The organism is Streptomyces sp. NPDC027962 (assembly GCF_055566095.1).
Genome location: NZ_JBVHTA010000012.1, coordinates 78997 through 103957, shown reverse-complemented (window position 1 = coordinate 103957; position 24961 = coordinate 78997). Strand labels below are relative to the sequence as shown.

The following is a 24961-nucleotide window of genomic DNA, read 5'->3' as shown; positions in this document are numbered from 1 at the left end:
TCGCAACAAGGAGCGGATCCCCGTGCCAGCAACGTCACAGCCACAGGACCACGCCGCGCGAGCCGCCGAGCTCGTCGCGCACAACAACTGCACCGCGGGCGCAGACGCTCTCCCGGTCGGCATCCTCACTCCGCTCACCCTCCCCGGCGACCCCACGGCCGGAGAGCTGGCGGTCCGCGGTGCAGTGCTCGGCGCCCGTTACGCCGCCGAGCACGGCGTAGGCCCCGGTATTCGGCTCGTCCTGGAGAACGACCAGCGCGGAGCGGACGAGGAGCACATGTCCCGGTCGGCCGTCGGGGGCCTGGCGAAGCTCGCCTTCGTGGACCGGGTGGCAGCCGTCGTGGGCCAGTGGCATCTGCGGACGACTCCGACCGTGGCGGCCGCGGCCGAGGAGATAGGTCTGCCGCTGTTCATCGAGAACGGTCACAACACGGCCACCAGCAATCGGCGCTACGTGTTCCGTACGTACTTCTCCATCGCGGACCGCGCACCGCTCATGGCCACCTTCGTACGGGAGCAGGGCTTTCGGCGCATCGCCCTGGTGGCCGCGGACACCGTCTTCGGACAGATGCTCGCGGACACCCTGGCGCAGGAGCTGCGCAGCACTGTCCCCGGCGCCGAGCTGCTCCGCATCGACTTCGCGCAGGACGGCGTCAGTGATCTCGACGACCAGTTGCGGTCCGTGGCCGGATTCGAGCCGGACCTGCTGCTCAACATCGGTGTCGTACGGACCAATTACCTGCTGATCGAGTCCGCGGTGGCGGCCGGGGTGCTGCCGGGCGTCCCGATGATGGTGTGCTTTCCGTTCCCGATGCGCTCCGACGACTACTGGCGGCTGGCCGGCAAGGCCGGAGTCGGCGTCGTGTGGCCGGCGACTCGGTTCAGTGGCGGCTGGCCCGGTCTCACGCCGATCGGGCACTGGTTCGTGGACCGCTACCAGAAGGAGTTCGGCAGCTTCCCGCCGGACAACTCGCTGGGCGCCTTCACCGACGTCACGATCCTCGCCCAGGCAGCCGCTGCCGCCGGTGGCACAGGGCGGGCGGAAATCCACCGGGCCCTGGAGTCCGAGACGTTCGACACCTGGCGTGGCTCGGTCTCCTTCCCCTGGTCCGAGGACGAGGCGCCGCACCATCAGCCGCCCGAGATCGTGCTGATGCACTACCGGCGGTTCGGCGACACGGTGGACGACGCGGTCGTCGTCTGGCCGCCGGAGTCGGCTACCGGTCCTTACTGCCCCACGGGTGAGTGAGCCATGACCGTCACACTGCCCCACACGCCGGGCACCGAAGCCATGCCGCCGCCGGCCGGCACGGTCACTCAGGTGGTGCTGCGCTTCCTGCGGTCAGAGCTCGGCTGCGACCGGCTGTTCACGGTTCCCGGTGAGGCGTTCCTGCCGCTGCTCGGCCGGGCCGCCGAGGTCGGTCTTCACCTGGTGACCGTGCGCCACGAGGCGGGTGCCGGCTTCGCCGCCCTGGCCGACGCACGGCTGACCGGACGAGCCGGAGCACTCGCGGTCAACCGCTCGCCAGGAGCCGCCAACGCGGCCATCGCGCTCGACGCGGCGGTGGCCGATCCGACTCCGTTGCTGCTCGTCGTCGGCGGGGCCGAGCGGAATACCGACCCGCGCACCGGGTTCCAGGCCACTGACATCGAGGCGTTTCTCGGCGGCCTGTGTCCCGTGGTCACCGTCGCCGATCCCGCGGACCTGCCCGAAGCGCTACGGCGATGCCGCGAGGTGCTGAGCGCGCCGGTGCCGGGGCCCGTGGTCCTGGTGGTGCCCGAGGACCTCTGGGAGGAACCCGCCGCGCAGGTGACGGAGCCGGTGCAGCACGCCTCGAAGGCCGCGGAGACGGCGGAACGCCTCGGCTCCAGGGCTTCGGTGAAGACGCTGCAGATGTCGTGCCGTACGGCCGTGGCCCGGGTACGCGAGGAACTGCTCACGGCCCGGCAACCCGTTCTGCTGGCCGGCCGCCTGCTGCGGGGTGCGGCGGGGACGGACACCGAACCGGGCCCGCTCCTCGTGCGGTTCGCCGAGGCCGCCTGCCTGCCCGTCCTGCTCGGCAACAAGCAGCAGGACCTGCTGGACAACCACGTTCCCCATTACGCGGGGCACCTGCATCTGGGAACTCCCCGGGCGACCCGGGACCGCCTGGCGCAGGCCGACCTCGTCGTCGTACTGGGAGACAAGGCCGATGAGATCCACCTGCCTGGTCCGCACACCGGCACCCAGCGGATCCTCACCGTGCATCCCGAACCGGCCGGCCCTGGCGAGTTGCTCCCGACCGACCCGGTCCAGGTATTGCGGGAGCTGGCGGGGATGCCGTGGCCGGCCGCCGGCATCGTCCGGCATGAGTGGGTGGGTGGCTGGCGAGCCGTGGAGACCGGCCTGCGCGAGGCTGCGCCCCAACTGCGCGACGACGGCGTGGACTTCACCGCGGTGGCTACGGCGCTCGGCCGCCGACTGCCCGAGGATGCGGTGATCACGCTCGACGCCGGCAACTTCAGCAGTTGGATCCACCGGTACGTCGCTCTGGGTCCAGGGCAGCGGCTGCTCGCGCTGTCCGGCGGCTCGATGGGCTTCGGCGTGCCCGCGGCGGTCGCCGCGGCACTGCGACACCCCGAGCGCACCGTCGTCGCCGTGGTCGGGGACGGCGGACTGCTGATGACCGGCAACGAGCTCGCCACCGCCTGTGCCGCGGGGCGGGTCCCCACCGTGATCGTCGCCGACAACGGCTCGTACGGCACGATCAGGGCCCATCAGTCCCGAGCCTTCCCGGGCCGGGACTGCGGTACCGATCTGGCCAATCCGGACCTGGTGCGCTGGGCCGAGTCCTTCGGGCTGCCCGCCGAGCGCGTGGAGGCGCCGCATCAGGTGGAGCCCGCGGTGCGCCGGGCCCTGGCCTCCAGAAGGGGCTATCTCCTGCAGGTGCGCACCAGTCTGCAAGCCGTGCACGCCAACTTCGATCTGCCCAGCCGACGTTAGGACCTCCGGTGCCCTCCTCCGTATCCGTCACCGAGCCCCGGCCCGCACGCGGAGCCGAACCTGCCGCGTCGCACTCCGTCACCGACCACGCGCGCGCACTGGCCGAGATGGTCGGTGCCGAGCACGTCCTGACCGGTCCCGACCTTCCGGTCCGCTACACCCAGGATCTGTGGGGGAGCGACCGGGAGGGCGTGGCGAGCCTCGTCGTACGGCCGGGTACCGCGCAGGAGGTCGCGCTTGTGCTGCGGTACTGCAATGAGCATCGCCAGCCGCTGGTGGTGCAGGGCGGCATGACCGGCCTCGTCTCCGGCGGAGTGCCCGCCGCGGACGAGGTGGTCCTGTCCACCGAGCGGCTCGACGCGATCGACGAGGCGGACACGGCGGCCGGCACGGTCACCGCCGGGGCGGGTGTGACCCTCGCCGCGCTCCAGGCCGAGGCGGACCGGCACGGTCTGGTCGTGCCGATCGACCTCATCCCCAAGGACTCCGCGACCGTCGGAGGCTGTGTGGCCACCAATGCGGGCGGAGTCAAGGTCGTCGGTTACGGCATGACCCGGCAGCATGTCCGATCGCTCCAAGTCGCCTGTGCCGACGGCACCTTGCTGAATCTGTCGACGCCGCTCGTCAAGGACAACGCCGGGTACGACCTCAAGCAGCTGTTCATCGGCAGCGAGGGCACCCTCGGAGTGGTCACCTCGGCCACGTTGGCGCTGCGCCCGGCCGCTCCCGCCCGGCTGGGCGCCTTCTGTGCGGTCGCCGACATTCCGGCTGCCCTGCGGTTGCTCACCACGGTCCGGGCCGCGCTGCCCGGGGCACTCACGGCGTTCGAGGTGATCTGGGCGGACGCGTATGCAGTCCTCGACGGCACCGGGGTGCAACTGCCGCTGCCGCAAGGGCATCCGCTCTACATCCTCGTCGAGTGCGAGTCCACCCGTGCCGACGCGGATCAGGCCGTGCTGACCGGCTGCCTGGACGAGCTGTCCGACGTACTGCTCGACACGGCGGTGGCCTCGGATGGGGCCGATCTGCGCGCCTTCTGGCAGGCACGTGGGCGGTTACCGGCCGAGATCCTGCGCATGCAGCCGCTGTTCGGCTTCGACGTGAGCCTTCCGGCCCGCTCCCTCAGCGGCTGCCTCGACGCGATGCGGGCCGACCTGCTCCTCAGGTGGCCGCAGGTGAAGCTGCTCGTCTTCGGGCACCTCGGCGACGACAACGTCCACATCGCCGTCGTCACCGGTGAGGCCACGCGGGAGCGGAAGGCCGACGTGGAGCACATCGTCTACCGGGCGGTCTCGGCATACGGAGGCTCCATCTCCGCGGAGCACGGCATCGGTTTCGAGAAGCGCGACTTCCTCGATTACACGCGCTCACCCCAGGAGATCGAGATCATGCGGGTACTGAAGAGGACCTTCGACCCGCGTGGCGTCCTCAACCGAGGGCGCGTACTGCCATGGCCTGGAGATGATGCCGATGTCTGAGACACCCGTCGCACCCGAGAGCGGCGAGTCCGCGCCACGCCGGGGACTGACCCGCTGGCAGGCCGTGCCGCTGGCCATCGGCTCGATCGCCGGGTCCGGCATTCTCTTCCTGCCGTCGGCCATCTATGCCGAGGCGGGTGAGAACAGTCTGCTGGTCTGGGGGCTGTCCATCCTGCTCTGCCTGCCCATGCTGCTGATGTTCGACGACATGGTGCGCGCCAACCCCGACGGCCGGGGCATCGAGTCGTTCATCAGGATGGGCCTGGGCTCGCTCTTCGGTCGTAGTGTGCCCGTTCTGTTCATCGCTCTCGTCATCGTCGGTCTGCCCTCCGGTGCCTTCGTGGCGGGTCGCTATGTGGCCCGCACGCTCGACGGCGGTCTCGCGGTCACGAGCGCGATCGCGGCCGCCGTGCTGCTCGCCGCGCTCGCCACCAACCTGGCGGGCCTACGCACCAGCAGCCGCCTGCAGACGGTGGTCACCTGGGGCCTGGTGGCGATGGCGACCGTGCTGCTGGTCTCCGCGCTCCCCGCCTCATCGGGGAATCTGGACACCGTCACACCCGACGGCGGGCACCTCGGGGTGGTGCTGCCGGGCGTGCTGCTGGCGTTCTGGGCGTTCGCCGGATTCGAGAACCTGACCTTCCTCAGCCGCGAGTTCCGACGTCCCGCCCGCGACTTCCTGCCCGTCAGCGCCATCGCCCTGAGCGTGTACGGCGTCTTCACCATCCTGCTCACCGTCGCCATCGCCGTACGCATCCCGCGCGGCGACGTCGACGAGCTCACCGGGCTGCTGCAACTGGCCGAGACCATGGAGCCGGAACGCCTCGTGGTGTGGGTCGTCACCGTCATCGCTTTCAGCGCCATGCTGCTCAACGCCGTCGCCTGGGTGTGGGGGGTGTCGGGCCTGGTCTCGGACGCCGCACACAACGGCATGCTGCCGCGCCGGTTCGCCGCGGGCGACGGCGGTGGGGTGCCCCGGCAGACCGCGCTGCTGCTGGTCGCCCTGTTCGCCGTCACCTTCACCGTGCTGGTGTGCTTCCCCGGCTTGGTGGTCGACGCCACCGCCACCGCCAGCGCCATCTTCGTGATCCTTTACGTGCTCGCCATCGTCTCCTACATCCGGGTGCGTGGCTTCACCGTCCGCTCCGTGCTCAACCTGCTGCTGCTCGTGGTGATGGTCGTCAGCCTCGTCCAGGCCCACTGGCAGTCCCTGTACGGCGTCGTCGTGCTGCTGGCCGCGCTCGGCGTTCAGTTCGTGCAGCGCCGCCTGGACCCGAAGGCCGCCACGTCGGTGGCGCCGGCTGCCGGCCAGGAGCCCGTCCCGCCGCCCGCCGAAAGGGAGAACCGGACATGACCCCGAAGACGCTCACGGCCCAGGCGCCCGGACGCGGCGAGCCGGAGTCCGTGTTCGTCCGTATTCCCGCCGCTGCCGCTCGGCATGGTGCGATCAACCTCGCCCAAGGCGTGTTCGATCACGGCCCCGCCCCCGCCCTGCTCGACGCACTGCGCTCCCTCGGCACCGGGGCCGAGCATCAGTACGCCCCCAGCGCCGGGCACCCGGCGCTCCGGGCCGCGCTCGCCGCCCACACCGAGCGGTACGCGGGAGTGCCGAGCAATCCGGACATCGAGATCACCGTGACGGCCGGAGCCACGGAAGCGCTGTACTGCACGCTGTTCGCCCTGCTGGGAGCGGGAGACGAGGCGATCGTCATCGAGCCTGCGTACGAGAGCTACGCGCCGGTCGTCACAGCTGCCGGAGCCACGGTCCGCCGGGTCCGCCCGACGGGCCCCGGCGCCTCGGTCTCGGCGGAGCTGCTGGAGGCGGCGGTCACCCCGGCGACCCGGGTGATCATCGTCAACTCGCCGTGGAATCCCCTGGGCAGAGCGTTCGGCCCCGAGGAGTGGCAGGCCGTCGCGGACGTGGCCGGGCGGCATGACCTCACCGTCGTGTCCGACGAGACGTACGAACATCTCAACCTCGACGGAACGCCGCACCCCGGAGTCCTCGGCCTCATCGCCGACCCCGAGCGGCGCGTCAAGGTCTCGTCGGTCTCCAAGACCCTCGCCGCCACCGGCTGGCGCATCGGCTGGGCGGTCGCGGGACCCGAACTGACCCGTCGGATCAGGTCCGTGCACCAGTTCCTCACCTTCTGTCCGGCCACGCCGTTGCAGTTGGCCACGGCCAAGGTTCTCCAGTCGCCGGAGTTCCCGCAGCTCGTCGCCGCTCGGGCAGGTGAACTGGCCCGTGCCGTGGGCGAATTCTGCGGCCGGCTGACCGCAGCCGGACTCAAGGCGCCCGTACCCGAGAGCGGCTTCTACGTCGTCTCCGACGTGGGCGAGGACGCCGAGGCGTGGTGCGAGCGGGCGATCACCGAAGGGGGTGTCGCGGCGCTTCCGCTCACCGCCTTCTGCTCCGAACCGGATGCCGGGGTCCGATCCCAGGTGCGGTTCGCCCTGTGCAAGCGCGACTCCACCTTGAAGGAAGCAGCACGCCGGCTCGAACGCCACCTCAACCGCATCGGCTGAAGGAGATGTGATGGGCACAACCACCAGTCGGGTGATCCTGGTCACGGGAGGCTACGGGGCGCTGGGCGCAGCCGTCGCCCACCGTGCGGAGCAGACCGGGATGACCGTCGTACGCACCGGCCGCACGGCTCGGGGCGACGGCCTCACCCACGACGTACGCGACCCCAAGTCCTGGACCACGGCCGTGGACGAGGTGCTGCAACGCCACGGCGGGATCGACGCCGTGGTCAATGCGGCAGGCCAGCTCGGCGGGGTTCCGCAGGACGTCCTGTCGGCCACCCCCGAGCAATGGCACGACCTCCTGGACACTCACGTGGTGGGTGCCTGGCTCGGCTGTGCGGAGATCATCAGGCGTCGCCCCGACCGTCCCGTCTCGCTCGTCAACGTCAGCTCCACGGCAGGGCAGCTGGCCACCCCCGGCATGGTCGCCTACGGCGCGATGAAGGCCGCCGTCGAACACCTCACCACCTCCGTCGCGCTGTACTGCGCGCGCGCAGGTCTGCCGATCCGCTGCAACGCCGTCGCCCCCGCCCTCGTCGACGGGGGGCTGCGCGATGACGTGCTCGCCACCATCGCGCCGGACTCCGACCAGGCGCTGGCCGCCTATCTCGCGCGAGTGCCGCTCGGCCGCCTCGTCAGTCCCGACGAGATCGCCGACACCGCCCTTCAGCTCATCACGTCCGGTGGCCCCTCGCTCACCGGACAGGTCATCACCGTCAGTGGCGGCCTCGGCCTCGCCTGACCACCACCCCTGCGGAGTTCTCTGCCGCTCCGCTGATTCGAGGAGATACGCGTGGAGTACGTCAACGATGTCTGCGAGCTGATCGGCAACACCCCTCTGGTGCGTCTGGGGCCGGTGGCCGACGGGCTGAGCCCACTCGTCCTGGCCAAGGTCGAGTACTTCAATCCCGGGGGCAGCTCCAAGGACCGTATAGCCCAGCGCATGATCGACGCGGCTGAGCAGGCCGGGCTGTTGCTGCCCGGCGGGACGATCGTGGAACCCACCTCCGGCAACACGGGAGTCGGCCTCGCCATCGTCGCCCAACGCCGCGGGTATCGCTGTGTCTTCGTCTGTCCGGACAAGGTCAGCGAGAGCAAACGCGACACCTTACGGGCCTATGGAGCCGAAGTGGTGGTCTGTCCCACCGCGGTCCCCGCCGATCATCCCGACTCCTACTACAGCGTCTCGGATCGCCTGGCCCGGCAGATTCCCGGCGCCTGGAAGCCGGACCAGTACGCCAACCCAGCCAATCCGGCCAGCCACTACGCGACCACGGGCCCGGAGATCTGGCGGCAGACCGAAGGCCGCGTCACGCACTTCGTCGCCGGTGTCGGCACCGGTGGCACTATCACCGGCACCGGGCGCTACCTCAAGGAGGTGTCCGGCGGCCGGGTGCGCGTGATCGGCGCCGACCCCGACGGCTCGGTGTACTCGGGTGGCACCGGCCGCCCCTACCTCGTCGAGGGCGTCGGCGAGGACCTGTGGCCCGCCGCATACGACCCCGCGCTCTGCGACGACATCATCAAGGTCAGCGACGCCGAGGCGTTCCACCTCACCCGCAGGCTCGCCCGTGAGGAAGGGCTCCTGGTGGGTGGGTCCTGCGGTCTCGCGGTGGCCGCGGCACTGCGGGTGGCCCGGACGAGCGGCCCCGACGACGTGATCGTCGTGCTGCTCCCGGACGGTGGCCGCGGCTACCTGTCGAAGATCTTCAACGACACCTGGATGGCTTCGCACGGATTCGACACCACGCCGGAGAAGGGGGCTGACGCGGCCCGGGCGATCACGATGAGGGACGTGCTGCGCGGCAAGGGCACATCCCTCCCCGAGATGGTGCACATCCGCCCCGGGCAGTCTCTCTCCGAGGCGGCCAAGGTCCTGCGCCGCTACGGCGTCTCGCAGATGCCCGTCCTCAATGCCGAACCTCCCGTCACCGCCGGCGAGGTCGTCGGGTCCATCAGCGAACGCACGCTGCTGGAAGCGATGTTCACCGGCACGACGGATCCGCAGGACCCGGTGAGCGTGCACATGGCGCCGCCGCTCGCCTGCGTGGGCGCGGGTTCGTCACTGGGCGATGCGTTCACCGCGCTGGGCACGGCGGACGGGGTGATGGTGCTGGACGGGGGCAAACCCGTCGGCATCGTCACGCGGCACGACCTCCTGGGGCACCTGTGCGACACGAACAGGGAAGCAGACCTGGAGGCTCACCTGGAAAGGGTCGGCTGATGCCGGCCCTGAAGCTCACCGGACCGGCCGCGGTGCCTGCCGAACATGCCGTGGATGCGCACCTCGACGAGCTGGACGCACTGTCTCACTCGGACGCCCTGGAGTACGAGGCCGTACACATCTTCCGTGAGGTGGCCGGCGAGTTCGAGAACCCGGTGATCCTGTTCTCCGGCGGCAAGGACTCGATCGTCATGGTGCATCTCGCGCTGAAGGCGTTCGCGCCGGCACCGATGCCCTTCTCGCTGCTGCACGTCGACACCGGCCACAACTTCCCCGAGGTCATCGAGTACCGCGACAGTACGGTGGCGAAGCACAACCTGCGGCTGCACGTGGCCTCGGTGCAGGACTACATCGACCGCGGTGTCCTCAAGGAGCGACCGGACGGCACTCGTAACCCGCTGCAGACGCTGCCGCTGACCGAGAAGATCCAGGCGGAGAAGTTCGACGCGGTCTTCGGCGGCGGCAGGCGCGACGAGGAGAAGGCCCGGGCGAAGGAGCGGGTGTTCTCCCTGCGGGACGAGTTCTCGCAGTGGGACCCGCGGCGTCAGCGGCCCGAGCTGTGGAACCTCTACAACGGCCGGCACGCCCCGGGCGAGCACGTCCGCGTGTTCCCGCTGTCCAACTGGACCGAGTTGGACGTGTGGCAGTACATCGCCCGCGAGGGCATCGACCTGCCCGAGATCTATTTCGCCCACCGGCGGGATGTCTTCCGACGGGACGGGATGTGGCTCACCGCAGGTCAGTGGGGCGGTCCCAAGGACACCGAACCGGTCGAAAACCGTCTGATGCGGTACCGCACGGTCGGCGACATGTCCTGCACCGGCGCGGTCGACTCGGACGCGAGGACGCTCGGGCAGGTGATTGCCGAGGTTGCCACTTCCCGGCTCACCGAACGCGGTGCGACCCGCGCCGACGACAAGCTCTCCGAGGCCGCGATGGAAGACCGCAAACGCGAAGGATATTTCTGACATGCCCACGATCGACACACTGCGCTTTGCCACGGCAGGCTCCGTCGACGACGGCAAGTCCACCTTGGTCGGGCGTCTCCTGCACGACTCCAAATCGGTTCTCGCCGATCAACTCGAGGCCGTCGAACGGGCCTCCGCGGCACGCGGCCAGGACACTCCTGACCTCGCGCTCCTGACCGACGGATTGCGCGCCGAGCGGGAGCAGGGCATCACCATCGATGTCGCCTACCGCTACTTCGCCACACCCCGGCGTCGTTTCATCCTCGCCGACACCCCCGGCCATGAGCAGTACACCCGCAACATGGTCACCGGCGCCTCCACCGCCGAACTGACGATCATCCTGATCGACGCACGCAACGGCGTGGTCACACAGACCCGCCGTCACGCCGCCATCGCGGCCCTGCTGCGGGTGCCGCACGTGGTGCTCGCGGTGAACAAGATGGACGTGGTCGAGTACCAGGAGCAGGTCTTCACCGGCATCTGTGCCGAATTCGCGGACTGTGCCGAGAAGCTGGGTATCCCCGAGATCACCGCGATCCCGGTCTCCGCACTCACCGGGGACAACGTCGTGGTGCCTTCCACCCGGATGGACTGGTACGAAGGCCCCACCGTCCTCGAACATCTGGAAACGGTCCCCGTCAGTGTCCTGGCCACGCACGCACCACCCCGCTTCCCGGTCCAGTACGTGATCCGGCACGGTGGGAGCAGCCATTACGCGGGTCAACTGGCCGCAGGCAGACTCTCGGTGGGCGACCGTGTCACCGCGCACCCTTCGGGACGCACGAGCACGATCACAGCGATCGACATCCTCGGCAGGAACGCCGCCACGGTGTGCGCGGGCACCTCCTGCACGGTGCGTCTCGCCGACGAACTCGAGCTGTCCCGCGGGGACATGATCACGGCGGGTCCCCACCCTCCCGCGCACACGCGCGAGGTGTCGGCCACCACCTGCCATCTCGCGGACGATCCGCTCACGATCGGCCGGCGGGTGCTCGTCCAGCACACCACCCGAACCGTCAGAGGGATCGTCGAGGACATCACCTCCCGGCTCACCCTGGACGACCTGTCCCGGCATCCGCGTCCCGGTCGGCTCGTCGCCAACGACATCGGCCGGATCCGTGTGCGTACCGCTGAACCGCTCGCCCTCGACGCGTACGCCGACTCGCGGCGCACCGGTTCCTTTCTGCTCGTCGACCCGTCGGACGGGGCGACCCTCGCGGCCTGCATGGCGGGCACGGCAGGTGGCTAGGCGACGAGGACTGCGGCTTTTCCTGTGGCACGTACTGCTGAACTTCGACCCCTATGCGGCGCTGTGGCCTGATTCCGGCAGGGACGGACCGGCGGCGAAGCCCGTACCCCGAGAGGAAAGGGAAACCGATGGAGCAACTGACCGCCCAGAGTCCCGTCACCGTGAGTCCGAAGCGACGCGCCCCGGAGCTTGAGCCGGACATACCGAGGGCGCGTGTCTACCGTTCCCCCACCGACTGCCCTGTCTGTGGTGAGCCCCGGACGCTGTACGTCATGGACGCCGATCGAGAAGTACGGCTCACTTGCGTGAGGTGCACGTAGATGACGGGGCACGTGCTCGGTGCACTGGCTCTGATCGTCGCGGTCGGACACGTCTGCGGCAGATTCGCCCAACGGGTGCGGCAGCCGGTGGTCGTCGGCGAGATCGTGGCCGGCATCGCCCTCGGCCCCAGCCTCCTAGGGCTGGTGCCAGGCGATCTCACCGAGCGGCTGCTGCCTGAGGAGATCCATCCGTACCTGCAGGTTCTCGCTCAGCTCGGCTTGATCCTCTTCATGTTCGGCATCGGGTACCGGTTCGACGGCTCACATCTGCGGGGGCAGGGGCGTCAGGTCACAGCGGTGTCCCTCGCCTCCATGGCGCTACCGTTCGCCCTGGGGGCGGGACTGGCTTGGAGCATGGTCCCGTGGTTCGACCGGTCACAGATGAAGACGGACGGTGTGTTGACACCCGCGCTCTTCCTGGGCGCCGCGATGTCCGTCACCGCGTTCCCGGTTCTGGCTCGGATCATCACCGAACGGGGCCTGCAGAAGGAACGCATAGGGCACATGTCCGTCGCCTGCGCGGCCGTCCAGGATTTTCTCGCCTGGAGCGTCCTCGCCCTGGTGGTGGCCCTGGCGAACGAGAGCGGCGCGGGGCCGCTGATAGGGATGGCCGTATGGTCCGCGCTGCTGCTGGCCGGCCTGGTGTGGCTGGTCCGGCCCGTACTGACGTGGCTCTTCTCCCAGGAGGACCGATGGCACGCCGGAAGCGCACGGGTCCACTCCATCCTGATCGTCGGGCTGCTGCTGAGCGCCTGGGCCACCGACGCCATCGGGCTGCACGCGGTGTTCGGAGCGTTCGCCTTCGGTGCGGCCGTGCCCCGCCACCTGGTCGACGCGCGGGCCCCGGAGATCCCCGAGCGCATCGAGCAGACAAGTCTGTTCCTGCTTCCGGTGTTCTTCGTCGTGACCGGACTCTCGGTAGATCTCGGCGGACTCGGCGGGCAGGGGCTCGTCATCCTCATGGCCGTGCTGGTAACTGCCTGCGTGGGCAAGTTCATCGGCGCGGCGGGTGCGGCACGCCTGACGGGTGCCACCGGCCGGGAAGCCGCCACGCTCGGTGTTCTACTCAACGCCCGCGGCCTCACCGAACTGGTCATTCTCAACGTCGGGCTGGGGCTCGGTGTGCTGGACGGCAGGCTGTTCACCGCGATGGTCACGATGGCGCTGATCACCACCGTGATGACGGGACCGCTGCTGCACCACTTCCATCCGCCCGGGCGCGAGAAGCCGTTGGACGACGCACATCCTGGTGATGCGCTTGTCGAGGCCCGTTCAGCGGGCTCACCGTGACGTACCGCTGAACAGCGGACCAGAGGATGTGAGGTGAGGGACGTGGGCGGGAAGCGGGTTCTCCCGGTCAGGACGTGATGCATGCCGCCGGGTCCTCCGCCTGCGGGCTGCGCAGCCACTGCCGCTGGGTCGCGGAATCGAGGACCTTGCCCGTCACCAGGGACCGGATCCAGGGGCGCAGCGCCCTCCTTTCGGGTCAACTGCCACCTGCCCCGGCGGCGCACGCCACTCGCCTCCCACAACAGCCGGCTGCGCCGACGCGCGGCTCGCAGCATCCACGCCATCAGGCGGAAGCCGACCCGTAGCGCGCCAAGGTGACCTCAACGACCCCGTCACCCCTGGCACTTCACGGCCGAACCGGAGCCAGAGCCCGTCCGGACCACGGGGACACCGGCAAATTCGGGGAGACGGTACGCGCGACGCGGAACCCCACGTCGTCGATCCGGAACGTCGGGTGGCTCCGACGCCGCACCGAGGCACGGCAGCTCCAGGGCTCGTCGAACCATCCTCCGCCGCGCAGCACACGGTAGGTGCCGTAGACCTCAGGGTCGTAGAGGTCCCAGGTCCATTCCCAGACGTTGCCCAGCATGTCGTGCAGGCCCCACGCGTTGGACTGCTTACTGCCCACGTCGTGGATCCACTCGTGCGAGTTGGCGCGGTACCACGCGATCTCGTCGAGTCGCCCGTACCGCGCGCCGGCCGTACCGGCACGGCATGCGTGCTCCCACTCGGCCTCGGTCGGCAGCCGGTAGCCGGTAGCCGTCGGCGGACTCGTCCCACTCGGCTGTTTCCGCCTCGGCGTCGGCGTGGAGACGGTACGCGGGCTCCACACCCTCGTGCCGGGACAGGGCGTTGCAGAAGTTGGCAGCGTCCCACCACGACACGCCCTCGACGGGGAGGCGGTCGCCCTGTGGTGCCGTGCTCGGCCGGCTGCCGGTGATCCGGGCGTACAGCTCCTGGGTGACCGGGACAGCCGCGATCCGGTAGGGCGAGAGTTCGACCGTCCAACTCCGCTGCGTCCGCCGGTCCGACAGCGTCACCTGCCCGGCCGGAACGGCGATCATCTCGGGCCCTCGGTCCACGTCCATGATCTGACGATCCTATCCACTGGTCCGGCACGGAACCTCCGGCCGGGCGTAAGACCTCGGACATCGAAGGAAAGGCATGGCGACGACAGCTGTTCGCCGACTCGTCACCTCCGCCACACATGCGTCGGCAAGTATCGGTGTTCCCCGCCCTCCGAAAGCCCTGAAGGAACCTTGGTGCAGCATCGACCGATGGGCCGCGTGCGGCTGTACGGCGTCGTCGCGGCGGCAGTTGCGAGCGCTCTGTGGCTCACGGCCTGCGGCAGCGGCAGCGGCAGCGGCAGCGGTGAGGCCACGGACGACCGGTCTTCCGCTGCACCGACCAGCCGGATCAACTGCGCCGAGCAGGGGAAGATCGCGGCCTCCGGCTCGTCCGCCCAGCAGAACGCCATGCGCCACTGGACGCGGGAGTACCAGCGCGCGTGCCCGGGGGTACAGATCCGCTACATTCCCCTCGGATCCGGTGGCGGTGTGGCCCAGTTCCTGCGCGGGGCGACGGTGCTCGGCGGGACGGACACCGCGCTGAAGCCGGAGGAGATCGCGTTCTCCCGCGACGTGTGCCCCGGAGGCAGCGCCATCGACCTCCCGATGGTCGGCGGTCCCATCGCCATCGGCTACAACATCGAGGGCGTCGACGACCTCGTCCTCGACGCACGCACCCTGGCCAGGATCTTCGACTCCGAGATCACCCGGTGGAACGACCCGGCGATCCAGCGCCTGAACCCGGGCGTCGAACTGCCCCAGACGTCGATCACCGCTGTGCACCGCTCCGACGGATCGGGCACCACCCAGAACCTGAACGCGTACCTGGCCGAAGCGGCGCCGAACGAGTGGCCGTATCCGAAGGAGAAGGCCTGGCAGGCCAAGGGGGGCCACTCCGCCAGCGGTTCGGACCGTGTGGCGTCCGACGTCCTCCACACCGAGGGCGCGATCGGCTATTTCGAGCTGTCGTTCGCGAAGGACCGGCAGATCCCCACCGTCAGGCTGGACACGGGTGCGTCGGAGCCGGTCGCCCCCACCGCCGAGGCGGCCTCGAACGGCATCGCCGCGGCCGCTGACGTGGGCGAGGGCAAGGACATGACGCTGGAGTTCGACTACCGGACCAAGGCGCCCGGGGCGTATCCCATGGTCCTCGTCACCTACGAGGTCGTGTGCGCCAAGGGCAACCGGGCCGATGTCCTGCCCGCCCTCAAGTCCTTTCTGTCGTACACCGCGAGCGAGGAAGGCCAGCAGGGCCTCTCCCGCATCCACTACGCGCCGCTGCCGGAGAAGGTGGCGGCGAAGGTGCGCGACGTGGTGAGCAGCCTGTCCTGACGAGGGCGGTCGCGTGCGCGGGCACGGCTTGGTCGTCGGCGGCAGCCGGCGCGCACACCGCGCAGTCGAGGAGAGCGGGATACGGCCGAACGGACGAATGGGGAACCAGAGCGACAGGTCGCTCGTTGTCCGGTTGGGCAAAGAAACCGTCAAGAGGCGCGGCCCGCGCCGGATTGCGCAGGGGATTTCCATGGGAGTCAGCCTTTCCAAGGGCGGCAATGTCTCGCTCAGCAAGGAGGCCCCGGGCCTGGCCGCGGTCGTCGTGGGCCTCGGCTGGGACGTCCGCAGCACCACCGGGACCGACTTCGACCTGGACGCCAGCGCCCTGCTGGTGGACGCGAACGGGAAGGTTCTGAGCGACCAGCACTTCGTGTTCTTCAACAACCTCAAGAGCCCCGACGCCTCCGTCGAGCACACCGGTGACAACCTCACCGGTGAGGGCGAGGGCGACGACGAGCAGATCAAGGTCAACCTGGCCGGCGTGGCCGCCGAGGTCGACAAGATCGTCTTCCCGGTGTCGATCCACGAGGGCGAGAGCCGCAGCCAGTCCTTCGGCCAGGTGCGCAACGCCTTCATCCGCGTTGTCAACCAGGCCGACAGCAACGAGCTGGCTCGTTACGACCTGAGCGAGGACGCCTCGACCGAGACCGCGATGGTCTTCGGCGAGCTGTACCGCAATGGCGCGGAGTGGAAGTTCCGTGCCGTGGGCCAGGGTTACGCCTCGGGTCTGCGCGGCATCGCGCAGGACTTCGGAGTCAACATCTGACAACGCCGGTCCGATGTGCCGGGGCCCGGGAGAGCCTCGGCACATCGGTGCGTCGGCCTTCGCCGGCCTTCGCCGCGTTGATCCGCAGCGCGCCACACGCCGGCCTGATCCGCAGCACGCCGCACGCTGCGCGCGACGGCTCGCCCTGCTGCCCGCTCGGCCCGTCGCGCTCCCGTCGCGCTCCCGTCGCCCGGCCGTCCCAGTCGTCCCGGCCGTCCCCGTCGTCGACAGACTCCCGCCGCGCGCATGTCCCTTGCGTTCGGCCGGCCGCTGGGCCCGCCCGCATCCCATGCGAAGCCCCCTCCGGCGCTCGCTCCACCTCCGCATGTGTGCAACCGATGTCGGCCAAACCGGGGCCGCCGACGTGTGCCTCGTGCTGCCCCACACCTGCATGGAGATCGCTCCTGCAGAGCGCTGGTGCGCCCGCCGGGCCGCCACGCGGCGTCCCCCGGTCCTAGAAGCGGCTGGGGACGCGGCCGGCGAGCGTGCGTGGATGGGCGGCCAACGAGGCGACGGACTTCGACCGCGCCGAGCGACCGGTGCGGTGACGGGCCTGCAGAGCCTGGCGCAGGTGCCGCACGATGCCCTGGCGCCCGCCTGTGGAGAAGTTATCCACAGGCTGCGGAGGGTGCCGGCGGAATCCGCTTTGATGGAGGGCATGAGCGACGCACACAACCTGCCCGACATGCCCGGCACTCCCCACATGCCCGACTGGGAGAAGCGCTTCCGGGCGCCGCGTGTCTCTCTGCCCGACTGGGCGGAGGACGCACCGGACCGCTCCCTGTTCGTTTCGAACGCGACGGGGACGTACGAGCTGTACGCCTGGGACCGTGCCACGGGCGACCAGCGCCAGGTGACCGACCGGCCGAACGGCACGACGGACGGGATAGTCACGCCCGACGGCCAGGCCATCTGGTGGTTCTCGGACACCGACGGGGACGAGTTCGGCGTCTGGATGCGGCAGCCGTTCGGCGGTGGCGACGACGTGCCCGCCGCGCCGGGCCTCGAGCCGTCGTATCCGGCGGGTGTCGCCCTTGGTCGTGACGGCGCCACTGCGGTGATCGGCCGCTCCACCGACGAGGAGGGCACGACGATCCACGTCGTACGGGCGGGCGCAGCGCCCGCGGAGATCTACCGGCACCGGCAGTCGGCCGGCGTGGGCAGCCTCTCGCACGACGGGTCACTGCTCGCGATCGAGCACACGGAGCACGGGGACGCGATGCACTCCGCGCTGCGTGTGACACGCCTGGACGGGAGCCCGGTGGCCGAGCTCGACGACACCGAGGGCGGCACTGTGGAGCTCGGGCTCGAGGCCCTCGGGTTCGCCCCGGTCCACGGCGACACCAGGCTCCTCGTCGGGCACCAGCGGCGCGGCCGCTGGGAGCCGATGATCTGGGACGTCGCCTCCGGGGAGCAGACCGACCTGGGCATCGAACTGCCCGGCGACGTGAACGCCGAGTGGTATCCGGACGGCTCGGCGCTGCTGATCGCCCACAGCTTCGAGGCGCGCGGCGAGCTGTGGCACTACAGCCTGTCGTCGCGTGCGCTCGTCCAGATCGACACGCCCGCCGGTTCTGTCTCGGGCGCGACTGCCCGCCCCGACGGGGCCGTGGAGTATCTGTGGTCGTCCGCGGCGCAGCCGCCCCGGGTTCGGTCGACCGCCGGCGGCGTCGTTCTCGACCCTCCGGGCATGAAAGCGCCGGCTTCAGTGCCGGTGGAGGACGTCTGGGTGGAAGGCCCCGGCGGCCGTGTCCACGCCCTCGTGCAGAAGCCTGCCGGGGCGACGGGCCCGCTGCCGACCGTCTTCGAGATCCACGGTGGTCCGACGTGGCACGACAGCGACTCCTTCATGGCGGGTCCCGCGGCCTGGGTCGATCACGGTTATGCGGTGGTCCGGGTCAACTACCGCGGCTCGACCGGTTACGGCCGCGAGTGGACGGACGCGCTCAAGCACCGGGTCGGTCTGATCGAGCTGGAGGACATCGCGGCGGTCCGCGGGTGGGCGGTCGCTTCGGGTCTCGCCGACCCGGCGAAGTTGGTCCTGGCGGGCGGCTCCTGGGGTGGCTATCTGACGCTGCTGGGCCTCGGCACCCAGCCGGGGGCGTGGGCGCTGGGCCTGGCCGCGGTCCCGGTCGCGGACTATGTGACGGCGTATCACGACGAGATGGAGGCGCTGAAGGCGATGGACCGCACGCTGCTCGGCGGCACCCCGGAGGAAGTTCCTGAGCGCTTCGAGGCCTCGTCCCCGCTGACGTACGTCGACGCGGTCCGCGCCCCGGTGTACATCTCGGCGGGCGTCAACGACCCGCGCTGCCCGATCCGCCAGATCGACAACTACGTGGACCGGCTGGTGGCGCGCGGCGCGGTACACGAGGTGTACCGGTACGACGCGGGACATGGCTCCCTCGTGGTGGAAGAGCGCATCAAGCAGGTGCGGCTGGAGATCGACTTCGCGGACCGTCATCTGGGGGCAGTCATGCAGCAGAGCTGACACACCACGGGAACAGTCGCGAGGGCGGCGGTGGCACAGCCGCACGGCAGGCGTGGCCCAGTCGCGAAGGCAGGAGTGGCGCTGCCCCGGCGGCGGCGGGGCCATCGCCAGGGTCCCGCCGTAAGGCTGCCGTCACAGCGGCCCCGGCACCCGGAGCGGCCGGCGCGTTCCGTACCGTGGAGGGGTGTACCGATTCCTGCTGACGCCCCGCTGGTGGGGGATCAACGTCTTCGTTCTGCTGGCGATCCCGTTCTGCATCTTCATGGGCTCCTGGCAGCTGGGCAGGTTCGAGGACCGCGTCGACTCTCATCGCGCGGCGGAGCAGAAGCCGGAACCGCAGGAGCAGAAGGCGGTGCCGCTCGACGAGCTGCTCCCCGTCGACAAGGAGACGTCCGGCAGGACGGCGACGGCCACGGGCCGGTACGGGGAGCAGTTCCTGGTCCCGGAGCGTGAGCTCGACGGCAAGCGGGGCTCGTACGTCCTGACCCTGCTCAAGACGGACGGCGGGCGCGCGCTTCCCGTGGTCCGGGGCTGGCTGCCCCAGGGCGGTCAGGCCCCGGCCGCGCCGGCCGGCGAGGTCACGGTGACGGGCGCGCTGCAGGCTTCCGAGTCCAGCGGCACCGACGGGGTGCACACGGCGGGCGGCCTGCCGAGCGGCCGGCTCGGCATGATCAGCGCGGCGTCGCTGGTGAATCTCGTACCGGACGACGTGTACGACGCGTGGGTCACGCTGTTGAAGGCGGACGACGGCCTGACCGCCGTCCCCGCCGCAGCGCCCCAGAACAGCGGCCTGGACCTGAAGGCGTTCCAGAACCTCGGCTACACGGGCGAGTGGTTCGTCTTCGCCGGCTTCGTGCTCTTCATGTGGTTCCGCCTGGTCCGCCGCGAGGCGGAGGCGGAGGCCGACCGGGCCCTGGGCCTGGACGCCGAGGCCGCCTGAGGACGGGCTGCGGACGGCCGTGACGCCGGGCTCGCACGGCCCCGCACCCGGGCGGCGGGAACGGACGCCGCCTCGCGCCCGACACGGGCGGGCCGTGAGCCCACTCGCGTCACCGACCGGATCCACGCCCGGACACGGCTGGGACGAACGCAGACGCGCGACCCGGTACAGCCGGGCAGTGAGCCCACCCGCCGCTGGCCGCTTCGCGCCCGACACGGGGCGGGCCGTGAGCCCACCGCGTCACCGACGCCGGCCCGCACCCGGACACGGCCGGGACCGACGCTGACCCGCGCCCGATACGGCGCGGGCCCGTGGGCCCCGCGCGTTACTGGCCCGGGAGGACGCCCGTGTAGTAGATCGTGCCGGCGCAGGCGTTCGACACCGTCGTCTGGCCGGTCACCGAGCCGCCCAGCGCCGAGTACGTGACCGCGACGCTGCCGTCCTTCAACCCGCCCTCCGTGACGAGCTGGGGCTCGGCCGCGCTTCCCTCGGACGTGCCGGTGCCGCCCTGCCCGCCGCCGCCACTGGCGTCACCGACGGACGGCGAGGGATCGGGAGAGGCGTCGCCTTCGGTCGGACAGGTATCGGACGGAACCCAGGCGAACTTCGTCTCGTACGCCTTGCCCGCCATCGCGATCGCCGCGTCCGTCTCGGCCGCCGTCGGGTCGGGCAGCCCGCCCGCCGCGTCGCCCGCGGCGTGCCGGGCCACGCCGATCCGGGCTGCGTCGGCGGCACCCAACGCCTGGAAGCCGATGGTGGAGCCGCTGGCGGAGCAGTCGGTGCCGGAGATGTTGGTGACGCGGAAGGTGCCGTACACCTTGCCCTCGGCGTCCGGTGCGCCGAGTTCGGTGGAGACGGTCAGCTGATCGGCCGTGCAGGCCTGTACCTGGCCGGCCGCGGGTGACTGGACCGCACCGGACGCGCCGTCCCCGACACCGGTGGGCTGGTCCGTCGGCTGGTTCGGCCCGGTGCTCCGACCGGGTGCGGGTGCCTCACCCGCACCCTGCGTGGGCCCCTTGGTGCCGTGGTCCCCGCCCGTGACGCCGAGGTCGTTGCCGGTGCCCCCCTGCGCCTGCTCGCCGTGCCCGGCGTTGATCGGGTTGGGCTTTTCGCTGCCCGTCGAGTTCGCCACATGGACGAAGGCGGGGACGGCGGTGCCGATCAGCAGCGCCGCGGCGGCCATGCCGACCAGCGCCTGCCTCTTACGGGCCCTTCGCGCGGGAACCGCTCTGTGCAGATGCTCCAGCGCCCCCGGGGAGGGCTGGATGTCGTCGACGACTCCGTGCAGCAGCCGCCGCAGCGCGTCCTCGTCCCCTCCGAGGCCAGTCCCGTCGCCGATCCCACTGCCGGTCCCGCTGCCGATTCCGACGGCAATCCCGAGGTCGGGCCTGCGGTCGCTCCCGCCGCCCGTTTTGTTGTCCTCTCCCGCATCGGATCCCGCCCCGGGCCCGGCAGCGGGCCCGGTATCGGCCGGAAGACGCCTCGGCCCGTTGTTCGGCCCGTTGTTCACAATCTTGTTCCCAGTCCGGTCGTCAGACGGCCCGTCCGGCCCGTAGTGCTCAAAGCTGTTGTCACGCCCGCGCCCGTGCCCGCGCCCGCTCATTTCGTGGCCTCCATGGCGACGCGCAGCGCCGCGATGCCCCGTGAGCCGTACGCCTTCACCGAGCCCAGCGACACGCCCAGCGTCTCGGCCACCTGCGCCTCGGTCATGTCGGCGAAGTATCGCAGCACCAGCACCTCGCGCTGGCGGCGCTGCAGTCCGCGCATGGCCTTGATGAGCGCGTCCCGCTCCAGTTGGTCGTAGGCACCTTCCTCGGCGCTCGCCATGTCCGGCATCGGCTTGGAGAGCAGCTTGAGCCCGAGGATGCGCCGACGCAGCGCGGAGCGGGAGAGGTTGACCACGGTCTGCCGCAGGTAGGCGAGCGTCTTCTCCGGGTCCCGCACACGGTTGCGCGCGGAGTGCACACGGATGAACGCCTCCTGGACGACGTCCTCGCAGGAGGCGGTGTCGTCGAGGAGCAGCGCGGCGAGGCCGAGCAGCGATCGGTAGTGGGCGCGGTAGGTCTCGGTGAGGTGGTCGACGGTGGTACCCGTGGCCATGGCGTCGTCAGCGCCCTGCCGCGGGGAGGGGACGCGAGTGGTCCGCGAAGCAGGCATGGGTGCAATCACCGGCATGCCGCCGGCCGGGCGGGGTCTGCGGAGCGTGCGCACCGAAGCGCCGCGGACCGGGACCACCCTTGCGATGTCGAGAACCTCTGCCACGCCTGTTGGACACGCTGCCCCCCGCCAGGGTTGTACGGGTACGCCACCGCTTTTGACGGCGAACCAAATGCCCGCATGCGCACCGCTCTTTCCCAATGCCCCAGTTTTTACGACACCGTCGTGAGGTGACCGCAAAGACGCCTCCCGCCCAACTGCCGGTTGCAGCAAGGGGGAAGCGAACAGTCGAACAGGTCGGCGCCCCGGCTCAAGTGGTACAGACCATCGTTTTGCTCACAGGACGTTCACAGATCCTATAAAGGGCCTGCGTCGAGTTGCCGCGTATTAACGTCCGCCGGCATGAGATTAGGCGACCGGTTCCCGGGCCCTGTCACCGCCCGGCCGTGAGCCGAACTCGGCGGCGACGGCCTCGGCGATCTGCGCGGAGTTCAGTGCCGCGCCTTTGCGGAGATTGTCCCCGCACACGAACAGTTCGAGGCCGCAGTCGTCGTCCGGCGACCGTCGCACCCGCCCCACCCAGGTCGGGTCGGTCCCCACCACGTCCGCCGGAGTGGGGAAGTCGCCGACCTCCGGGTTGTCGTACAGCACGACACCGGGGGAGGTCGCGAGGATTTCGTGCGCCCGCTCGACGGTGACCTTGTTCTCGAAGCACGCGTGCACCGACAGGGAGTGTGTCGTGAGCACCGGCACACGCACACAGGTCGCGGCGACCTTCAGCCCGGGCAGGTCGAGGATCTTGCGCGTCTCGGCTCGTAGCCCCAGTTCCTCCGTGGACCAGCCGTCGTCGGCGAGCGACCCCGCCCAGGGCACCACGTTGAGTGCCAGCGGCGCCGGGAGCGGTCCGAGATCGTCCCCCACGGCACGCCGTACGTCTCCGGGCCCGGCCCCCAGCTCCGTACCGGCGACGAGCGACATCTGGGCCCGCAGCGCGGCCACGGCTTCGCGTCCGGCGCCGCTGACGGCCTGGTAGGAGGAGACGACCAGTTCCCGCAGTCCGAACTCGGCGTGCAGGGCGCCGACGGCGGGAATCATGGCGAGCGTGGTGTCGTGCGGGCTCGCGATGATGCCGCGCGGGCGTACCCGCACGGCATGGGGATTGACCTCGGGAACGACCAGCGGAACGTCGGGGTCCATCCGGAAGGCCGGTGAGGCGTCGACGACGACTGCACCCCTGGCCACGGCGACGGGCGCCCAGCGCTCGGACACCTCGCCGGGCGCCAGGAACAGGGCCACGTCGACGCCGTCGAGGACGTCCTCGCCGACTGGCATGACCTCGCACTCCTCCCCGCGCACGGCCAGCTTGCGGCCGGCCGAGCGCGGGGAGGCGGCAAGGCGTATCTCGCCCCAGACGTCCGCGTGCTGCGACAGGATCTGGAGCATCACCGCACCGACGGCTCCGGTCGCTCCGACGACCGCGAGCGTCGGTTTACGGGTCATCGCCCGGTGCCTCCGTAGACGACCGCCTCGTCGGAGTCGGAGTCGAGACCGAAGGCGCTGTGCACGGCGCGCACGGCCTCGTTGACGTCGTCGGCGCGGGTGACGACCGAGATGCGGATCTCGGAGGTCGAGATCAGCTCGATGTTCACGCCTGCGTCGGACAGCGCCTCGAAGAACGAGGCGGTGACGCCCGGGTTGGTCTTCATCCCCGCGCCGACCAGCGAGATCTTGCCGATCTGGTCGTCGTAGCGCAGCGATTCGAAGCCGATGGCGCTCTTCGCCTTCTCCAGGGCGTCCATGGCCTTGCGGCCGTCCGTCTTGGGGAGGGTGAAGGAGATGTCCGTCAACGCGGTGGCGGCCGCGGAGACGTTCTGGACGACCATGTCGATGTTGATCTCGGCGTCCGCGATCGTACGGAAGATGGCCGCGGCCTCGCCCGGCTTGTCCGGCACCCCGACGACCGTGATCTTCGCCTCGGAGACGTCGTGGGCGACTCCGGAGATGATGGCGTGCTCCACCTTCTGATCCCCTTGCGGTTCGTTGCTGACCCAGGTTCCACGCAGTCCGGAGAAGGACGAGCGGACGTGGATCGGGATGTTGTAGCGGCGTGCGTACTCGACACAGCGGTGCAGCAGCACCTTGGAGCCGGAGGCCGCGAGCTCCAGCATGTCCTCGAAGGAGATCCAGTCGATCTTCTTCGCCTTCTTCACGACCCGCGGGTCGGCGGTGAAGACCCCGTCGACGTCGGTGTAGATCTCGCAGACCTCGGCGTCCAGCGCGGCGGCAAGGGCGACGGCGGTCGTGTCCGACCCGCCCCGGCCGAGCGTGGTGATGTCCTTCTTGTCCTGGGACACGCCCTGGAATCCGGCGACGATGGCGATGTTGCCCTCGTCGAGCGCCGTACGGATCCGGCCCGGCGTCACATCGATGATGCGCGCCTTGTTGTGGACCGAGTCGGTGATGACGCCTGCCTGGCTGCCGGTGAACGACTGGGCCTCGTGGCCCAGGTTTTTGATCGCCATCGCCAGCAGGGCCATGGAGATTCGCTCTCCTGCGGTCAGCAGCATGTCGAATTCGCGTCCGGCAGGGATCGGGGATACCTGCTCAGCGAGATCGATCAGCTCGTCCGTCGTGTCACCCATCGCCGACACCACGACGACCACCTGGTGGCCGTTCTTCTTGGCATCGACGATTCGCTTGGCGACCCGCTTGATGCCTTCGGCATCGGCAACGGAGGAGCCTCCGTACTTCTGCACGACAAGGCCCACGTGCGCTCCTCGCTCGGTCTTGTGCAGTCATTACTGCGGTCGGCTCAGTCTATCGAGCGGCCGCGGTTCGCCCTTGTTATGTCACATGGTGAGATGTCCCGCTCACAGTGTGATCATCCGGAAGCCCCGGAGGGGCGCCCGCGGCCGTTCGGGTTGGCTACTGCCCAAGGGCCGCCGGGGTACGCAGTATGTGGGCCGGCTCACACGAACCGGGCATGACCGGCCCGGAAACCTGCCTGGGACACGAGAACCCGACCGGACCGGGTGGTTGCCGGGATCGTCTACTGCGCCGCGATCATCTCCTGCCAGCAGGTCTTCGACCTGCACCGGGCACAGGAGGGGGCGGAGGCGCTGAGCCGCTGGTGCGCGTCGCAGCCGGATCTGGTGCCCTACCGCGGCCAG

The 24961-nt window shown here is 70.2% G+C and carries 18 protein-coding genes and 1 pseudogene; 14 read left to right on the top strand and 5 right to left on the bottom strand.

Annotation, left to right across the window (positions count from 1 at the left end; translation table 11 throughout):
* Nucleotides 1-22 precede the first annotated feature (22 nt).
* The 10 genes from ACZ4SA_RS14235 (at nt 23) to ACZ4SA_RS14190 (ending at nt 13038) form a co-directional block, all read left to right on the top strand.
* Entirely contained in the window at nt 23-1249 is a 1227-nt protein-coding gene (locus ACZ4SA_RS14235; RefSeq protein WP_468273720.1) for an ABC transporter substrate-binding protein, read from the top strand.
* A 3-nt stretch (nt 1250-1252) separates the two neighbouring features.
* On the top strand, nt 1253-2983 hold the full coding sequence (locus ACZ4SA_RS14230; RefSeq protein WP_468273716.1) for a thiamine pyrophosphate-dependent enzyme: 1731 nt from the start codon (nt 1253-1255) through the stop codon (nt 2981-2983).
* Between the two features lie 8 nt (nt 2984-2991).
* Complete coding sequence (locus tag ACZ4SA_RS14225; protein WP_468273714.1) at nt 2992-4461, top strand: FAD-binding oxidoreductase; 1470 nt, start codon at nt 2992-2994, stop codon at nt 4459-4461.
* Nucleotides 4454-5815, top strand: coding sequence for an APC family permease (locus ACZ4SA_RS14220; RefSeq protein ID WP_468273712.1), 1362 nt, complete (start codon nt 4454-4456; stop codon nt 5813-5815). Before ACZ4SA_RS14225 ends, ACZ4SA_RS14220 begins: the two co-directional genes overlap by 8 nt.
* Nucleotides 5812-6987: a pyridoxal phosphate-dependent aminotransferase gene (locus tag ACZ4SA_RS14215; protein WP_468273709.1), complete on the top strand. Its 1176-nt coding sequence runs from the start codon at nt 5812-5814 to the stop codon at nt 6985-6987. The genes ACZ4SA_RS14220 and ACZ4SA_RS14215 overlap by 4 nt, the downstream gene beginning before the upstream one ends.
* Nucleotides 6988-6997: 10 nt before the next feature.
* Nucleotides 6998-7729, top strand: coding sequence for an SDR family NAD(P)-dependent oxidoreductase (locus ACZ4SA_RS14210; RefSeq protein WP_468273707.1), 732 nt, complete (start codon nt 6998-7000; stop codon nt 7727-7729).
* Nucleotides 7730-7780: 51 nt separating this feature from the next.
* Entirely contained in the window at nt 7781-9211 is a 1431-nt protein-coding gene (locus ACZ4SA_RS14205; protein WP_468273705.1) for a cystathionine beta-synthase, read from the top strand.
* Entirely contained in the window at nt 9211-10179 is a 969-nt protein-coding gene (gene cysD, locus ACZ4SA_RS14200; RefSeq protein WP_468273703.1) for a sulfate adenylyltransferase subunit CysD, read from the top strand. The genes ACZ4SA_RS14205 and cysD overlap by 1 nt, the downstream gene beginning before the upstream one ends.
* A 1-nt stretch (nt 10180) precedes the next feature.
* Nucleotides 10181-11428 carry a sulfate adenylyltransferase subunit 1 gene (locus ACZ4SA_RS14195; RefSeq protein WP_468273701.1) on the top strand — a complete coding sequence of 416 codons (1248 nt, stop codon included), beginning with the start codon at nt 10181-10183 and terminating at the stop codon, nt 11426-11428.
* A 320-nt stretch (nt 11429-11748) separates the two neighbouring features.
* Nucleotides 11749-13038, top strand: a complete 1290-nt coding sequence (locus tag ACZ4SA_RS14190) for a cation:proton antiporter (protein ID WP_468273699.1) — start codon at nt 11749-11751, stop codon at nt 13036-13038.
* Between the two features lie 346 nt (nt 13039-13384).
* Here ACZ4SA_RS14190 and ACZ4SA_RS14185 read toward each other — a convergent pair.
* Nucleotides 13385-14126 (bottom strand): annotated as a pseudogene (locus ACZ4SA_RS14185) (formylglycine-generating enzyme family protein).
* A 174-nt stretch (nt 14127-14300) separates the two neighbouring features.
* Here ACZ4SA_RS14185 and pstS point away from each other — a divergent pair.
* The 4 genes from pstS to ACZ4SA_RS14165 all read left to right on the top strand — a co-directional run bounded on the left by pstS (nt 14301) and on the right by ACZ4SA_RS14165 (nt 19634).
* Nucleotides 14301-15437 carry a phosphate ABC transporter substrate-binding protein PstS gene (gene pstS / locus ACZ4SA_RS14180; protein ID WP_468273696.1) on the top strand — a complete coding sequence of 379 codons (1137 nt, stop codon included), beginning with the start codon at nt 14301-14303 and terminating at the stop codon, nt 15435-15437.
* Between the two features lie 190 nt (nt 15438-15627).
* Entirely contained in the window at nt 15628-16203 is a 576-nt protein-coding gene (locus tag ACZ4SA_RS14175) for a TerD family protein (protein ID WP_468273693.1), read from the top strand.
* A 649-nt stretch (nt 16204-16852) separates the two neighbouring features.
* A complete protein-coding gene (locus ACZ4SA_RS14170; RefSeq protein WP_468273906.1) occupies nt 16853-18694 on the top strand; it encodes a S9 family peptidase in 1842 nt (613 codons plus the stop codon).
* 184 nt (nt 18695-18878) lie between these two features.
* Complete coding sequence (locus ACZ4SA_RS14165) at nt 18879-19634, top strand: SURF1 family protein (protein WP_468273691.1); 756 nt, start codon at nt 18879-18881, stop codon at nt 19632-19634.
* 325 nt (nt 19635-19959) lie between these two features.
* Here the strand turns inward: ACZ4SA_RS14165 and ACZ4SA_RS14160 are convergent, their stop codons facing one another.
* The 4 genes from ACZ4SA_RS14160 to ACZ4SA_RS14145 form a co-directional block, all read right to left on the bottom strand.
* The gene (locus ACZ4SA_RS14160; protein WP_468273689.1) at nt 19960-21144 is read right to left on the bottom strand and encodes a hypothetical protein; all 1185 of its coding nucleotides are present in this window, start codon (nt 21142-21144) and stop codon (nt 19960-19962) included.
* Nucleotides 21145-21233: 89 nt separating this feature from the next.
* The gene (locus ACZ4SA_RS14155; RefSeq protein WP_468273687.1) at nt 21234-21896 is read right to left on the bottom strand and encodes a SigE family RNA polymerase sigma factor; all 663 of its coding nucleotides are present in this window, start codon (nt 21894-21896) and stop codon (nt 21234-21236) included.
* Nucleotides 21897-22199: 303 nt separating this feature from the next.
* Nucleotides 22200-23291, bottom strand: coding sequence for an aspartate-semialdehyde dehydrogenase (locus ACZ4SA_RS14150; protein WP_468273685.1), 1092 nt, complete (start codon nt 23289-23291; stop codon nt 22200-22202).
* Nucleotides 23288-24559, bottom strand: coding sequence for an aspartate kinase (locus ACZ4SA_RS14145; RefSeq protein ID WP_468273682.1), 1272 nt, complete (start codon nt 24557-24559; stop codon nt 23288-23290). The genes ACZ4SA_RS14150 and ACZ4SA_RS14145 overlap by 4 nt, the downstream gene beginning before the upstream one ends.
* Nucleotides 24560-24961 lie beyond the last annotated feature (402 nt).